We start from the raw sequence: 12,898 nt of genomic DNA, 5'->3' as shown, positions 1-12,898 counted from the left end.
GGGGTCGTGCACGCTCTGCCCTGCGCCCCCGCGCCGGGGGCGCGCGCCGCGGGTGCGCCGCCGGCCCGGGGCGGCACGCCCCGTGGCGGGGTCGGGCTGGCCGTCACCCAGTGAGCCCGGGTGGCCGTCCGGGGGGCGCCGGCTTCAGTTCTCCGGGAGGTCCGGTTCGGTGCCCTCCTCCGCGCTGACCAGTTCGGCGATCGCCGCGAAGAAGGCGGCGACTCCGGGCAGGTTGGCCCCCTTGGCGCGGGACGCGGCGAAGTCCTCGGCGCTGCGCCAGGTCACGATGTCGAGCCACTGGTCGTCCGGGAGCCGGACGAGGCGCGCGCCCAGGAATCCGGCGCGGTCGGTCTCGAAGTCGGCGAGCATGGCCGGCCGCGCACGCAACAGGTCGGCCACGCGGTCCGGTTCCACGCGGAACCGGGTGAGCTCGATCGTGGTCACAGCACCCTCCACAGGCAGAGTCACGGAAGACGACCTTAAGCCGTCCGGCGTCCTTCCCGGTCTGCGGAACTCGGGCGTGTCCCGGACCGGACCGCCCGGGGTGCAGTCAACTTCCTTGCGTGTAAGGGCATTTGTGGTCGCCCGAACGATCCGATCGCATCGCTGTCCGGTCGGCGTGAGTCAGTCGGCGCAAGTCGCCGCGGCCGGCGCGGCGGCGTGCGTACGGTCCGGAGACCGAGGCGGGCCAAAGACCATCAGCCCGCGGGCAACCGCATCCAAGGGGAGGCGCTGTGGCGAGTGTGGAAGTGTCGCTGAAGGACATGATGGCGGGGATCGAGGGAGCGGTGGGGGCCGCGGTCGTCGACTACACCAGCGGGATGGCGCTGGGCACGCTCGGCGGGGGCAAGGATCTGGATCTGAACGTGGCCGCCGCGGGCAACACCGACGTGATCCGGGCCAAGGTGCGCACCATGGAGCAGTTGGGCCTCAAGAGCCAGATCGAGGACATCCTCCTGACGCTGGATCACCAGTACCACGTGATCCGCCTGTTGAAGGGGCGCTCGGGAAACGGGCTGTTCCTCTATCTCGTGCTCGACAAGGCCAACGCGAACCTGGCGATGGCGCGGCACCAGCTCAGGCGGGTGGAGGAGGCCATCGAGATCTGACACGTGCCCGGCGGCCGGGATCACGTCTGCCCCTGATGTGAAGACTTCTTCAAGTCACCACATCTGCATGGTGCCGATGCGCGTCCCCGCCAGGTCCCGGGCGTGAAGGATCGGCTCTTGAAAGCGGTCCGCGGCGCGGCGGTGCCCGTCGGCGCCGCCGCGCCACCGCGACCGCGCTCCCACCCGTGCGACCAGGAGCGAGACCCATGCAGGCACCCCTCTACCAGGTCAAGGCAGAGTTCTTCCGCATGCTCGGCCACCCCGTACGCATCAGGGTGCTGGAACTCCTCCAGCACGGCCCGGTGTCCGTGCGCGACCTCCTGGCCGACATCGACATCGAGCCGTCCAGCCTGTCGCAGCAGCTGGCGGTGCTGCGGCGCTCGGGCATCGTGGTGTCCCTGCGGGAGGGCTCCACCGTCCGCTACGCCCTCGCCGGCGGGGACGTGGCCGAACTGCTGCGGGCCGCCCGCCGGATCCTCACCGAACTCCTGGCCGGTCGGAACCAGTTGCTCACCGAACTCCGGCAGGCGGACGCTACTCGAAGAACTTGAGGCTCCAGCCGGTGTTCGTGTTCGCGCCGGGCACGTTGGCGCGGCTGTAGGTGGTGTTGCCCCACCAGGCGAAGGTGCCGGTGTACCAGTAGCGGTTCGCCCAGGAGTACGGCGTCCCCTTGGGCACCGCGTGGAACATGGACGGGAACCTCGGTCCGGCGGGCGGGCTGGTGTTGATGTCGCCGTCGAGCAGGACGAAGGTGTGGTGGCCCGGACCGTTCACGTACAGGGTGGGGTCCCAACCGGCCATCATCGTCGCGCGGTCGGAGCCGAAGAGGCAGCCGTTGGACTTGTACCAGTCCCATACGTAGGTCGGGTCGCCGCCCGCACGCAGGCGCAGGTCGGCCATGCAGTACTGGTCGCTCCAGCTGCCGTTGGCGGAGTACACGATGTGCAGTTGCCCGTTCGGGTCCTTGATGGCTTCCGGGCCCTCGTTGATGAACGGGTTGCCCACCACCCGCTCCCAGCTCTCCCGGGGCTGGGAGATGACGTAGCGGGCGCCGGTGGGGGTGGTCGGGCTGCTCATGCGCGCGATGTACAGGTTCTGCTCGACGTTGGTGTCGCCGGCCCAGCCGGACCAGACGAACCAGCGCTGCCCGTTGAAGGTGAACAGGGTGCCGTCGATCGCCCACTTGTCGTCCGGCAGGGCGAGTCGGGTCTCGGCGGTGTATCCGCTGTCCGGGCTGGCCGAGCTGATCACGTACATGCGGTGGGCGGCGCCGCGGCCGGCCGCGAAGTAGACGTAGTAGCGGCCGCCGTCGCGGACGATCTCGGGAGCCCAGACCTCGCCGAGGTCGCGGGTGTCGGACCAGATCTGCCGGGCGGGCGCCGCCGCGAGGGCGTCGGTCGACGGCGCGGTCCGCACGGCGATGCCGCCCCCCGCCGACTGCACCGAGACATAGGTGCCGCCGACGCGCAGGACGCTGGGGTCCGCGGCCCGCAGACTCGTCTGTCCCGCCTCGGCCGGGGCGGCGGCGGACATCAGGGACAGCGCGGCGGCGACGATCGCGGCCAGGGCGAACGCGGTGGCGCCGTTGATGCGGCGGGACAGTTTCACGCGTCACCTCACACGACTTTTTACATCGATGGAAGAAGACCTCCTCGGCAGGATCGCCGTCAGCCGCGAACATGTCAACAATCCGGCGGGGGTGACGGTGCGGGGTGGCCCACGCGAGCGGGCCCGGACCGGCGGGGTGCGGCGGTGCCGGCCCGCTGCGTGCGGGGCCTTTCCGTCAGGTTCCCGGGATCGCGGCGCCGGTGGACGGTGCGTCGGCGGGCGGCGCGTCGGCGGGCGGGGTCGGCTCCGACTCCGGTTCCGGGTCGGTGAGTTGTTCGCGCAGGTAGTTCCAGACGACGGCGATCATCGCGGTGAGCGGCACGGCGAGGAGGCTGCCCACGATGCCGGCCAGGCTGCCGCCCAGGGTCACGGCCAGGAGGATCACCGCGCCGTGCAGGCCGAGTCCGCGGCTCTGGATCATGGGCTGGAACACGTTGCCCTCCAGTTGCTGCACCACCAGGATGACGCCGAGGACGATGAGCGCGTCCGTCGGCCCGTTCGACACCAGGGCGATGAGCACCGCGACGAATCCGGCGAACACGGCACCCACGATCGGGACGAACGCGGACACGAACGTCAGCACCATCAGCGGCAGCACCAGCGGGACGTCCAGGACCCACAGGCCGAGGCCGATGAAGACCGCGTCGAGGACACCGACGAGCGCCTGGGAGCGCATGAACGCGCCGAGCGTGACCCAGGTGCGCTTGGCCACCACGGGGATGTCGCGGGCGAGCCGGCCGGGCAGTTGACGGGCGAGCCACGGCAGGAAGCGCGGGCCGTCCTTGAGGAAGAAGAACATCAGGAACAGCGCCAGCACGGCCGTGACGAGACCGCCGACCATGGCGGCCAGCCCCGTCGCGACGGCGGTGACCACACTGCCGACGCTGTTCTGCACCCGGGCGGCAGCGGAGTCCAGCGCGGCCGTGACCTGGTCGTCGCCGATGTTCAAGGGCGGCCCGGCGGCCCATTCCCGGACCTTCTGGATGCCCTCGACGACACCGTCGCTCAGCTCCCCGGACTGGGACGCCATCGGCACCGCGATGAGCGCCACGACGCCGACGACGACCAGCAGGAACACCACGGTCACCGCGACGGCGGCGAGCGCGGCCGGCCACCCGCGTCTGCGCAGCGCGCGGGCGAGCGGCCAGGTCAGCGTGGTGAGGAACAGGGCGATGACCACGGGCCACACGACCGACCACATCCGCGCCAGCGCCCACAGGACAGCGGCCACGGCCACGGCCACCAGCAGCAACTGGGCCGATATGAGGGCGGACGAGGCCAGCGCGGTGCGCGCGCGGGCGGAACTCAACGTGTCTGGCATGCGGGTCACCCTATTGCTCCCCCGCCCCAGCCCCGACCTCGCGGGGACCGCGTCCTGCGCGCCGCGCGGACTCCCCCGGCGGCGCGTGCCCGATCCCGGGACGGGCGGCGGCCCGGTCCCGCCCGGCCGGTACCCGTCACCCTCAGGGCTTCATCTCGTACGCCCCCGACAGTGCCTCGACGCGCCGCCAGACGCGCTGCGAGCGGCCGGTGTCGACGACCGGGCGCCGGACCGCGCCGAGCGCCCAGTCCTGCTGCGCCTCGGTCGCGGAGTCCTTGCCGTGCAGTTCGACGGCGTGCGCGGAGAAGTCCCGGACGAGGACGGCGAAGAGTTCGTCCAGGACGTCCTCGTCGAGTCCGGTGAGCGCCGCCTGCTCCAGCACCAACTGGGCGTGGACCACGAGCGCGAAGAGCTGTCCGACGGCGAGGAGCAGGTCGAGGTCCTTGCTCTGCTCGTCGTCGGGGGCGGCGGTGCGGACGAGCACGCAGAGCGCGTCGGCCTGTTCCCGCAGGCGGGTGACGTTGGCGAGGTGCGCGTAGGCGTCGAAGGCCGGCCGCCAGTCGTGGAAGCGCACCGAGCCGAGGCCGCGGGCCGGGCCCTGGCGGAAGAGGAAGCCGTCGTCGGCCGCGTCGCGGCGGGCCGGTACGGGCTCGTAGGCCACCGGGTCGAGGAGGTGGCTGCGCAGGAACTTCAGGATCAGCGCCAGGTTGACGTGGACGGTGCCCTCCAGCTTCGGCAGTCCGCGGATCTCCACGGCCGCCTGGGCGAAGTAGTTGTCCTTCTCGAACCCCTTGGCGGCGATGACGTCCCACATCAGGTCGATGACCTTCTCGCCCTCGGTGGTCACCTTCATCTTGGTCATGGGGTTGAAGAGGAGGTAGCGGCGGTCGTCGGGGCCGGCGGTGCGGAAGTAGTCGACGGCCCGGTCGCTGAACAGCTTCATGCCGGCGAGCCGGACGTACGCGTCGGTCAACTCGCGCCGCACGTGCGGGAAGGCGGTGACGGGACGGCCGTAGAGGATGCGGTTCCGCGCATGGGTGACGGCCTCGTACATCGCGTGCTCGCAGATGCCGATCGAGGCCGTGCAGAGGTTGAACTTGCCGACGTTGACGGTGTTGAGGGCGGCGTCGAAGGCGGCACGTCCGGTGTGCAGGACGTCGTCCCGGCCCACCGGGTAGTCCTCCAGGCGGAATTCGCTGACGAACTTCGAGGAGTCGACGACGTTCCTGACGAGGTGGTACGCCGGGTGGCGGCTGTCGGCGGCGAAGAAGACGTAGCCGTCGGGGCCCTCCACGTCGGTGCGGCGGCCGAAGACGGAGACCAGCCCTGCGGCGTTGCCGTTGCCGATGTAGTACTTGGAGCCGGTGGCCCGGAAGCCGCCCGCGCCGTCCGGTTCCAGGAGCATGTCGGTGGAGTAGATGTCGGCGCCGTGGGCCTTCTCGGACAGGCCGAAGGCGAACACCTCGCCCTGGGAGAGCAGTTCGGCGGCGCGGGACCGGGCGGCGGGGTTGTCGCTCTGCCAGACGGGGCCGAGGCCGAGGATGGTGACCTGCCAGGCGTACCAGTAGTCGAGCCCGTAGAAGCCGAGGATCTCGTTGAGGGCGGCGATGCGGGCGGTGTCCCAGCGCTTGTCGCCCTCGCCCTCCCCCGCGGCGGAGGCGGGCGTGAGGAAGGTCGCGAAGAGTCCCTCCTCGGCGGCGAAGGCGAGGAAGTCGCCGAGCCAGGCCCGGGTGCGGTAGTCCTCGATCAGCCGGCGCCTGCCGCGCCCCTCGAACCAGTCGACGGTGGCCCGCAGCAGCCTGCGGGTCTCCGGGTCGAAGTGCACGGGGTCGTAGGTCCGCGGGTTGAGGAGCAGCGCGTCGGCCATGGGTGCCGCCTTTCGGCCGGAAGGGTGGGGTGCGTGGGTCCGGGCGTGGTCCCGGAAGGGCCCGCACGGCGGGTCAGTGACCGGTGCCGAAGCGGGCGAGGGTGGCGAGGACGTCGTCGAGCCAGGCGATCATCATGCGCTCGTAGGCGATGCCGCCGCGCAGCACGACGTGCTGGAGTTCGCGTTCGGCGTCCGGCGGACCGTCCGGCGCGGGAGTCCCGAAGTCCCTTGTCTCGCCCGCGAGATAGTGGGCCAGACGGTCGGTGTGCTCCTGCCGGTGCCGCTCGGCCTCGCGGATCAGCCCGGCCGGATCGCCGAAGGCCGCGCCCCGGACCTTGACCGCGAGATCGTGCCGCACGCTCTCGGGCCGGGTCGGTTCGCCGAGCCACCCGGAGAGCGCGTCGCGTCCCGGAGCGGCGACGGAGTACTCCTTCTTGTCCGGGCGGCCGTACTGCGGGACGTCGCGGACGTGGATCCAGCCGTCGCTCTCCATGCGCTTGAGCACGCGGTAGATCTGCTGGTGGGTGGCGGTCCAGAAGTACCCGATGGACCGCTCGAAGCGCCGGGCCAGCTCATAGCCGGAACCGGGCTTCTCCAGCAGCGAGACGAGGATCGCGTGTTCGAGCGCCATGTCCGTGATCCTGCTATGCACCTCGTTGCACAGCAACGGGGTCGCGGTGAGACACGGCTCACCCGAGATGCCGCGGGCCCGCAGGCCGACGCCCCGACGCGCCCGCGCCGCGCGCCCGGGGGCGACGGGGGCAGCGGGGCGGCGGGGCGGCGTCCCGGGCGATCCCGGGCGCCGTGACGGGAGAGAGAACCGCTCTCCTAAAGCGGGTGTCGCAGGGCGGCGGCCTCCGGCGCCGCGTCGTCCTCCGCCTCCCAGCGCAGCAGGTCGCCCGGCTGGCAGTCGAGCACTTCGCAGAGCGCGGCGAGTGTGGCGAATCGCACCGCCTTGGCACGGCCGTTCTTCAGGACGGCGAGGTTGGCGGGTGTGATGCCGACCCGCTCCGCCAGCTCCCCCACGGACATCTTCCGCCGGGCCAGCATCACGTCGATGTCGACCGCGATCGGCATCAGATCACCTCGTCCAACTCGGCCTGCATCCGGGACGCTTCGACGTCGCGCGCGACGGCCTGGGCGAGGAGCGTCCGCAGCACGAGCACGATGAGCGCGACCCCGAGGACGGCCAGTCCGATCCCGGCCATGATGACGGTGACGCCCGGGTCCTCGCGCTGCCCCGGTGCGTTGATCGCCGTGACGGCGAACCACAGCAGGGCCTCCGCCACGATGGCGCCGATCACGGCGTCCACGTACCGGAAGGCGGCGTGGGAGAACACCGTGCCGCGGCGCACCATCGCCACCAGCCGCCATACGCAGACCAACGCGACCTGGGCCGCCGCCATGCCGAGGACGGTGATCAGGCGCAGCGGGGTGAGCGGCAGCGAGCCGTCCTCCGGATCGGTGGCCAGCGCCCACACCATCGCGGCCTGCACGAGGACGGTGCCGGTGAGCACCACCGCGAGGACGGCGCGCAACGCGCCCACTGCCAGCTTTCCCATACGTCACCCTTCCATCGAGGCTCCTCGATCGAGCCACGATGGAAATCTATCGATTTTCGATAGATGGAGCAAGGGGAGCGGTGTCGGCGGGGCGCCATCCGCCGTCGGGCGGCGGCAGGCAGCGCGTGCCCTCCCGAGCACGGCCGCCGCCCTCCCCCCTCAGGCCGACCGGCCGCTACGCGATGGTCCAGCCGACACTGCCGACACCCGAGCTGAACCAGGCGCAGCTGCCGACCGACTCGCCGTAGGCGCCTGGGCGCAGGGTCACCCAGTCCCCGCTGACGTCCGGGGCGAGACCGCAGACGATGTCGGCGCGGAACCGGATCTCACCGCCGGTGTTGTTGGTGCATCCGACGATGCCCACGTTCGGGTCGACACCGTGGACCCGGCCCGAGCAGTCGACTCCGCCCGCCGCCGCGGCCGGTACGGCCATCCCGCCGACACTCAAGGCGGCCGCCGAGACCAGGGTGGCCAGTCCCGCGGCGAACATGTTCTTCCTACGGATCATTCTTCTACCCCTGAGAGTTTGCGCTCGGATGTGCAGGTGCTCACCTCAGTGAACGACGCGGGTGCCGCCGCGGGCACCTGCCATCTGTCAGGGGCGGGCACCTGCCATCTGTCAGGGGCGGTGGTCCCGGCCCGCCGGAGGGGAGTGGGACGCGGTCGGATGGGACCCGGTCTGCCGAGTCCGTCCCAGGCGCCGGCCGTGCGTCGGCGCGGGCGGGTCCGCAGGCCGCGGGTCCGCCGTGCCCCGGACACGCTCGGGCTATGTGGACGGACCCTCCTGCGGGGGCGTGGCGGCGGTGTACGCCTGCCAGTCGGCGCGCCCGCCCGCGCCCATCACCCCCGTGTGGGCGGCGAGTTCCGACGCGGAGGAGCGGCGCAGTTCCCGCCTGGCCACCCGGGTGACCAGGGTGGGGAACAGGGGCCTCAGCGGCTGGCACCAACGCAGCCATGGAGGGGCGTAGACGGAGTGGGCCCGTCGCCTGACTCCCGCGTCGAGCCAGGCGGCGACCTGGTCGGGGCTGTGCACGCGGCGGGCGAATCCCGGCTGACGGGCCCGCAGCGCCCGCAGCACCGGGTGATCGTCCATCCCGTCGATCATGTCGGTGCCGGTCCAGTGCACATAGGCGATGCCCACGCCGACGCCGTCCCCCTCGACCTCACCCCGCAGGGCCTGTGCGAAGGACTCGGCCCCGGCCTTGGACGCGCAGTAGGCGCTCATCAGCGGCGCCGACCCGAAGGCGGCCGTCGACGCGACCTGGAGGAAATAGCCCTGTGTGCGCAGGAGTTGGGGCAGGAAGGCGCGTGCGGTGTTGGCCGCGCCCAGGAGGTTGACGTCCACGACCCGCCGCCAGAGGTCGGCGTCGGTGGCGAGGAAGGGTCCCCCTGCCGCGACCCCGGCGTTGGCCACGACCACGGACACGTCTCCGAACCGGTCCGCGATCCGCTCGGCCGCGCGGTCGAGTGCGTCCTGGTCGGTGACGTCGGCCTCGATGCACAGGGTGGGCGCGGTGAACGCGGACGCCGCGGCACGCAGGGTCTGCGCCTCCCGGCCGAGCAGGGCGACCTGGAGGCCCGCCCCGGACAGGCGCCGCGCGAGCGCCTCGCCGATGCCCCGGGCCGCCCCGGTGACGACGGCGGTACGTCCGCTCAGTGGCGAGTCGGACGTGGCCGCGATCCCGGTCCGCGTGGCCGCGCTCTGCATGGCGTTCTCGCTCTCGGCTGCTCGACACTTGCTCGGCTCGCTCGACTCGCTCGGCTGGTCGCGTTCCCGCCCGCGTCTCGCGTGCTCCCCCGGAATCGGACGGGCGGGTTCGCGGGTGCCGCCGGATGCCCCCGACAACGCGCGTCCGGCGTACGGGTCCCGGCGCACACGCTTCCGTGTCCGTGTCCGTGTCCGTGTCCGTGTACGCGTTCGTGGCCGCGTCCGTGGCCCGCCGATCGTGGCTCCGCGGACAGTCACCATGGTGCCTCCGAACGGTGGCGCCCGCACGCGCGGCGAGCGGTCCGGGCCGCCGCCGACCGGCTCCCGTGGGTGAGCGGCACCGGCCCCGGCGGCGCGGCCGTCGGCGGCTCCGCCGGGGACCCGGTACTCGCCGCGCGCGGGCGTGGCCGGAGCAGACGCCGTCGGTGGGTGTGCCGGAGCAGTCGTACCCCGCGTCGAGCAGAGCCTGCCACCGGACACGGCACCCGACCCGCCGCACGGCGGTCGGCGGTCGGCGGTCGGCGGTCGGCGGAGCGCCGCCAGGGGCCGTCCCGCGGGTCAGGACCGCGGGTCAGGACTGTGGGTCAGGACTGTGGGTCAGGAAGCACCGGGGGCGGACCCGCGAAGGACGTCCTCGACGCGTCGGCGGATCTCCTCCGTCGCGAGGCCCCGGACCGTCAGCGTGGTGCGCCGGCGCAGGACGTCCTCGGCGGTCTCGGCCCATTCGTGGTCGCGGGCGTGGACGACCTGGGCCCAGATCTCGGGGGCGTCGGGATGGACGCGCTCGGCGAGGGCGGGGTCGCGCCGGGCCAGAAGGGCGACCTGGTAGGCGAGGGAGCCGTAGTGGGTCGCCAGGTGCCTGGCGGTGTCGGGGGCCATCCGCGGCCCTTGTCCGGTGTCGTCGGTGAGGAGGCTGCGCGTGACGGCCCGCGGGTTGGCCACACCGGGCAGCGGCAGCTCCCTGGGCAGGCGGGAGACCGGTTCGCAGCCCTCGCCCATCGGGTGTCCGGGCAGGGCCTCCAGCTTCGCCAGGACCGTACGGCCGATGTGGCGGAACGTCGTCCACTTGCCGCCCGCCACCGACAGCATGCCGCCCGGTCCCTCCGTGACGACCGTCTCGCGCCTGGCCTGCGCGGTGTGTCCGGGACCGCCGGGCAGCACCCGCAGTCCGGCGTACGCGTACGTGATGAGGTCGCGGGACAGCTGCTCGTCGCGGACGGAGACGGCCGCTTCCTCCAGGATCTGCGCGACGTCCTTCTCGGTGACGGCGACGTCGGCCGGGTCGCCCTCGTACACCTCGTCGGTCGTGCCGAGGAGCAGCATGTCCTCCCAGGGCAGGGCGAACGTGATGCGGTCTGCAGATAGCTCCCCTGCCGACGTCGCGGAGACGGTCGTGCGCGTCATCGACGCCGCCGTGGCACGGCAGTCCGCGCGGGAACTCCGCGAGGCCGGGAGCCGCGAGGCGTTGCGCGACGGCGCAGCCTTCTGCGAACTCGACGACCGCGTCACGGCGACCCCGTGAACACCCGGCGGTGCACACCCACCCTTCAACCGGTCTGCCGCGCCCGGCGCACGGTGAGCCGTGGACGCCGCGGGGCGCGAAGCGCACGCTTGCGGCTCACACCGTCCGCGCTCCGGCCCCGTCGCCGGTTTCCGGTGGTTCCGGGCGGAAGCAGGCCATCACCGTCTTGCCGTGCCGTTGGCACTTCATCTGCACGTCGTCGGCCAGCTTGCGCACGATGGAGACTCCGCGGCCGGAGACCTCGCCCGGTTCCGGTTCACGATGACGCGGCAGCGTGGGGTCGTCGTCGTGGACGCTCACATGGAGGCAGTCGCCGTCCCAGGTGAGGACCAGGTGCGCGTCGCTGTGGGCGTGAAGGTGCGCGTTGGTGACGAGTTCCGAGACGGCCAGCACGATGGAGTCCACCGTGTCCGGGTCGGAGGCGGCCCACGGCAGGGGTTCGAGGCGCCGCCGCGTCCACGCCCGCCCGGCGCGCACCCCCGCGGACACGGGGAAAGAGTGCGCCCATCCCATCGCCTTCACCGCCACTGCCCGACCCGCTTCCCGTGGTGCCATCCGCGCTCGTGGATGCAACGTGTACCCCCGCGCCTCCCTCACAGACATGGGAACGTCCGTCCGGCGGCACAGCTCGGGGCGGACGGCCGGGTCAGTCCGCCGGGTCGCCGGTGCCCGCCTCGGACTCGGCCACCGCCGTCGCGTGGATGGACTCCAGCGCGTCCAGGACCACTTCGTTGCGGTACCAGTTGATCCAGTTGCCCACCTGCGCTCCCAGGGTGTGCAGCGCGGCCAGCCGTGCCGCCTCGAACTCCCCGACGGCCCGCTCGTGATGGGAGGAGATCACACCCATGACGGTGCCGTGCGGGGCTGTCAGGGGGACGCTGTGGCAGGCCCGGCTCCCCGCCCGGAGGATCACCGCGCGCGCCCGTTCGTCGAACAGGTCCGACGCCGCGACGTCCTTGACGGTGATCTGCCGGTTCTCGTCCGCGGCGAGCGAGTAGGAGGTCACCTGGCCGCCCAGTTCCACGAAGGCGAAGTACTCCGTGAACTCCAGTCCGAGCCCGGTGTGGCGTTCGAGCCGCAGGAAGCCGTTCTCGGCGAGTTGCGCACTGGCCATCGGGCTCTGGGAGATCTGCATGACCCGGTGCATGGCCGCTTTGAGGACCCCGCTCTGGCCGAGCTTCCTGGCGGTCGTCTTGCCCAGCGCGTGCAGGGAGGGAGCGGGGGCGCGCGGGCGGGGCGGCACCCATCGCGGTGCGCCGGCGTCGGGTGCGGGCAGGTGGACGGCGACGTCGGCGAGCGTGTGCAGCTTGATGTTGAACTGCTGGGAGGCCCGGCGCAGCAGTCCGAACGCCTCCTGCGCCGACCCGAGCCGGTACCGGGTCAGCAGCAGTTCCTCGGCGCGGGCCACGCTGCTCCTGGCCAGCCGACGGTTCCGCTCCTCGATGGCAGACGGGTCTGTGCCCTCCGACGAAAACGGCAGGGGGAATTGAGGCGACGACTGAGCATCGCCCACGGGCACATCAGCCACCGGGCAGGTCCTTCACCTTGGGAAGCACGACAGACCCCGCGGAAGTGAGGGCGCACCGGGTACCGGTGGCTCACACTCCGCGGGCGTGCCTGCTTCCCAAGCACGGACACACCTTACAGGTCATTTCGTTTGGTGATCCTGCACCGGCGGCCGGGTGAACCGGCCGCCTCCGGGCGGTGAAGGGCGGTGCGCTCCGGTGGCCCGCGGGCTCGGCGCCGGCCGCCCGTGCCGTCAGCGGCCCCGGCCGGCCGCGCGCACGCTGACGGAGTGGATGGCGGTGCGCGACCACGCCAGTTCGTTCTGCCCGGCCAGCGTGTCGAGCAGGTGCTCCCAGACGTGGGCGTGCGACCACTCCGTGAAGCGGCGGAACGCCGTCACGCCGGACGGCCCGAAGACGGCGGGCAGTTGGTGCCAGGTGCAGCCCGACGTCGCCACGAACACGATGGCCGCCAGGACCTCGCGGTCACCGTAGGTCCGCCGGCGTCCTCCCCCCTGCGGACGTTCCGGCGCGGGCGGGACGACCCGTTGGAACGGCTCCCACAGGTCATCCGGCACCAGCCGTTCGACAAGCTTGCTCGCCATACCGGCAGCATCCCGCAAGTTCCCGCCAAACGAAATGAGGCGGGGCGCCTCGTGGGAGTGTTCGGCGCCGCCGCTGGGCGTGTCCCGGGTC

General features: G+C 72.3%; 14 protein-coding genes and 2 pseudogenes. 3 read left to right on the top strand and 13 right to left on the bottom strand.

Annotated features, from left to right (window positions below; genetic code table 11):
- Positions 1-144: 144 nt before the first annotated feature.
- The gene (locus SZN_RS13645; protein WP_007495292.1) at positions 145-444 is read right to left on the bottom strand and encodes an antibiotic biosynthesis monooxygenase family protein; all 300 of its coding nucleotides are present in this window, start codon (positions 442-444) and stop codon (positions 145-147) included.
- Between the two features lie 290 nt (positions 445-734).
- Between SZN_RS13645 and SZN_RS13640 the strand changes: the two genes are divergently transcribed.
- Positions 735-1,109, top strand: coding sequence for a roadblock/LC7 domain-containing protein (locus SZN_RS13640; RefSeq protein WP_043730436.1), 375 nt, complete (start codon positions 735-737; stop codon positions 1,107-1,109).
- A 206-nt stretch (positions 1,110-1,315) separates the two neighbouring features.
- Positions 1,316-1,660 carry an ArsR/SmtB family transcription factor gene (locus SZN_RS13635; protein WP_007495286.1) on the top strand — a complete coding sequence of 115 codons (345 nt, stop codon included), beginning with the start codon at positions 1,316-1,318 and terminating at the stop codon, positions 1,658-1,660.
- On the opposite strand, the gene SZN_RS13630 is transcribed toward SZN_RS13635, so the two are convergent.
- The 9 genes and pseudogenes from SZN_RS13630 to SZN_RS13590 form a co-directional block, all read right to left on the bottom strand.
- Entirely contained in the window at positions 1,644-2,717 is a 1,074-nt protein-coding gene (locus SZN_RS13630; protein WP_007495284.1) for a glycoside hydrolase family 43 protein, read from the bottom strand. The genes SZN_RS13635 and SZN_RS13630 overlap by 17 nt on opposite strands.
- A gap of 175 nt (positions 2,718-2,892) precedes the next feature.
- The gene (locus tag SZN_RS13625; RefSeq protein ID WP_007495282.1) at positions 2,893-4,038 is read right to left on the bottom strand and encodes an AI-2E family transporter; all 1,146 of its coding nucleotides are present in this window, start codon (positions 4,036-4,038) and stop codon (positions 2,893-2,895) included.
- 142 nt (positions 4,039-4,180) lie between these two features.
- The gene (locus tag SZN_RS13620; protein ID WP_007495280.1) at positions 4,181-5,905 is read right to left on the bottom strand and encodes an acyl-CoA dehydrogenase family protein; all 1,725 of its coding nucleotides are present in this window, start codon (positions 5,903-5,905) and stop codon (positions 4,181-4,183) included.
- A gap of 73 nt (positions 5,906-5,978) precedes the next feature.
- Positions 5,979-6,536, bottom strand: a complete 558-nt coding sequence (locus tag SZN_RS13615; protein ID WP_007495278.1) for a PadR family transcriptional regulator — start codon at positions 6,534-6,536, stop codon at positions 5,979-5,981.
- A 197-nt stretch (positions 6,537-6,733) separates the two neighbouring features.
- On the bottom strand, positions 6,734-6,982 hold the full coding sequence (locus SZN_RS13610; protein WP_007495276.1) for a helix-turn-helix domain-containing protein: 249 nt from the start codon (positions 6,980-6,982) through the stop codon (positions 6,734-6,736).
- On the bottom strand, positions 6,982-7,467 hold the full coding sequence (locus SZN_RS13605; protein ID WP_007495275.1) for a DUF2975 domain-containing protein: 486 nt from the start codon (positions 7,465-7,467) through the stop codon (positions 6,982-6,984). The genes SZN_RS13610 and SZN_RS13605 overlap by 1 nt, the downstream gene beginning before the upstream one ends.
- A gap of 175 nt (positions 7,468-7,642) precedes the next feature.
- Positions 7,643-7,975 carry a hypothetical protein gene (locus SZN_RS13600; protein WP_043730432.1) on the bottom strand — a complete coding sequence of 111 codons (333 nt, stop codon included), beginning with the start codon at positions 7,973-7,975 and terminating at the stop codon, positions 7,643-7,645.
- A gap of 258 nt (positions 7,976-8,233) precedes the next feature.
- Positions 8,234-9,175 (bottom strand): SDR family oxidoreductase, encoded by a 942-nt coding sequence (locus SZN_RS13595; protein ID WP_007495271.1) that lies wholly within the window; start codon positions 9,173-9,175, stop codon positions 8,234-8,236.
- Positions 9,176-9,772: 597 nt separating this feature from the next.
- Positions 9,773-10,531, bottom strand: a pseudogene (locus SZN_RS13590) (glycerol-3-phosphate dehydrogenase C-terminal domain-containing protein); the annotation flags it as partial.
- 37 nt (positions 10,532-10,568) lie between these two features.
- On the opposite strand from SZN_RS13590, the gene SZN_RS43170 reads away from it, so the two are divergent.
- Positions 10,569-10,697 (top strand): hypothetical protein, encoded by a 129-nt coding sequence (locus SZN_RS43170; protein WP_279627018.1) that lies wholly within the window; start codon positions 10,569-10,571, stop codon positions 10,695-10,697.
- A gap of 96 nt (positions 10,698-10,793) precedes the next feature.
- Here SZN_RS43170 and SZN_RS13585 read toward each other — a convergent pair whose 3' ends face one another.
- The 3 genes and pseudogenes from SZN_RS13585 to SZN_RS13575 all read right to left on the bottom strand — a co-directional run.
- Positions 10,794-11,225 carry an ATP-binding protein gene (locus SZN_RS13585; RefSeq protein ID WP_007495265.1) on the bottom strand — a complete coding sequence of 144 codons (432 nt, stop codon included), beginning with the start codon at positions 11,223-11,225 and terminating at the stop codon, positions 10,794-10,796.
- A gap of 118 nt (positions 11,226-11,343) precedes the next feature.
- Positions 11,344-12,105, bottom strand: coding sequence for an ANTAR domain-containing protein (locus tag SZN_RS13580; RefSeq protein ID WP_007495263.1), 762 nt, complete (start codon positions 12,103-12,105; stop codon positions 11,344-11,346).
- Positions 12,106-12,474: 369 nt separating this feature from the next.
- Positions 12,475-12,807: pseudogene (locus tag SZN_RS13575) on the bottom strand (transposase); the annotation flags it as partial.
- Positions 12,808-12,898: the final 91 nt, after the last annotated feature.

It is taken from the genome of Streptomyces zinciresistens K42 (assembly GCF_000225525.1).
GTDB classification, from domain to species: domain Bacteria; phylum Actinomycetota; class Actinomycetes; order Streptomycetales; family Streptomycetaceae; genus Streptomyces; species Streptomyces zinciresistens.
The sequence above is the reverse complement of the archived record's forward strand: the minus strand, read 5'-3'. Positions and strand labels throughout refer to the sequence as shown.

Bases quoted from the DNA above. Each gene is read 5' to 3' on its own strand.
- SZN_RS13635 (WP_007495286.1), top strand. From the start codon at position 1,316: ATGCAGGCACCCCTCTACCAGGTCAAGGCAGAGTTCTTCCGCATGCTC.
- SZN_RS13625 (WP_007495282.1), bottom strand. From the start codon at position 4,038: ATGCCAGACACGTTGAGTTCCGCCCGCGCGCGCACCGCGCTGGCCTCG.
- SZN_RS13620 (WP_007495280.1), bottom strand. From the start codon at position 5,905: ATGGCCGACGCGCTGCTCCTCAACCCGCGGACCTACGACCCCGTGCAC.
- SZN_RS13615 (WP_007495278.1), bottom strand. From the start codon at position 6,536: ATGGCGCTCGAACACGCGATCCTCGTCTCGCTGCTGGAGAAGCCCGGT.
- SZN_RS13610 (WP_007495276.1), bottom strand. From the start codon at position 6,982: ATGCCGATCGCGGTCGACATCGACGTGATGCTGGCCCGGCGGAAGATG.
- SZN_RS13605 (WP_007495275.1), bottom strand. From the start codon at position 7,467: ATGGGAAAGCTGGCAGTGGGCGCGTTGCGCGCCGTCCTCGCGGTGGTG.
- SZN_RS13600 (WP_043730432.1), bottom strand. From the start codon at position 7,975: ATGATCCGTAGGAAGAACATGTTCGCCGCGGGACTGGCCACCCTGGTC.
- SZN_RS13595 (WP_007495271.1), bottom strand. From the start codon at position 9,175: ATGCAGAGCGCGGCCACGCGGACCGGGATCGCGGCCACGTCCGACTCG.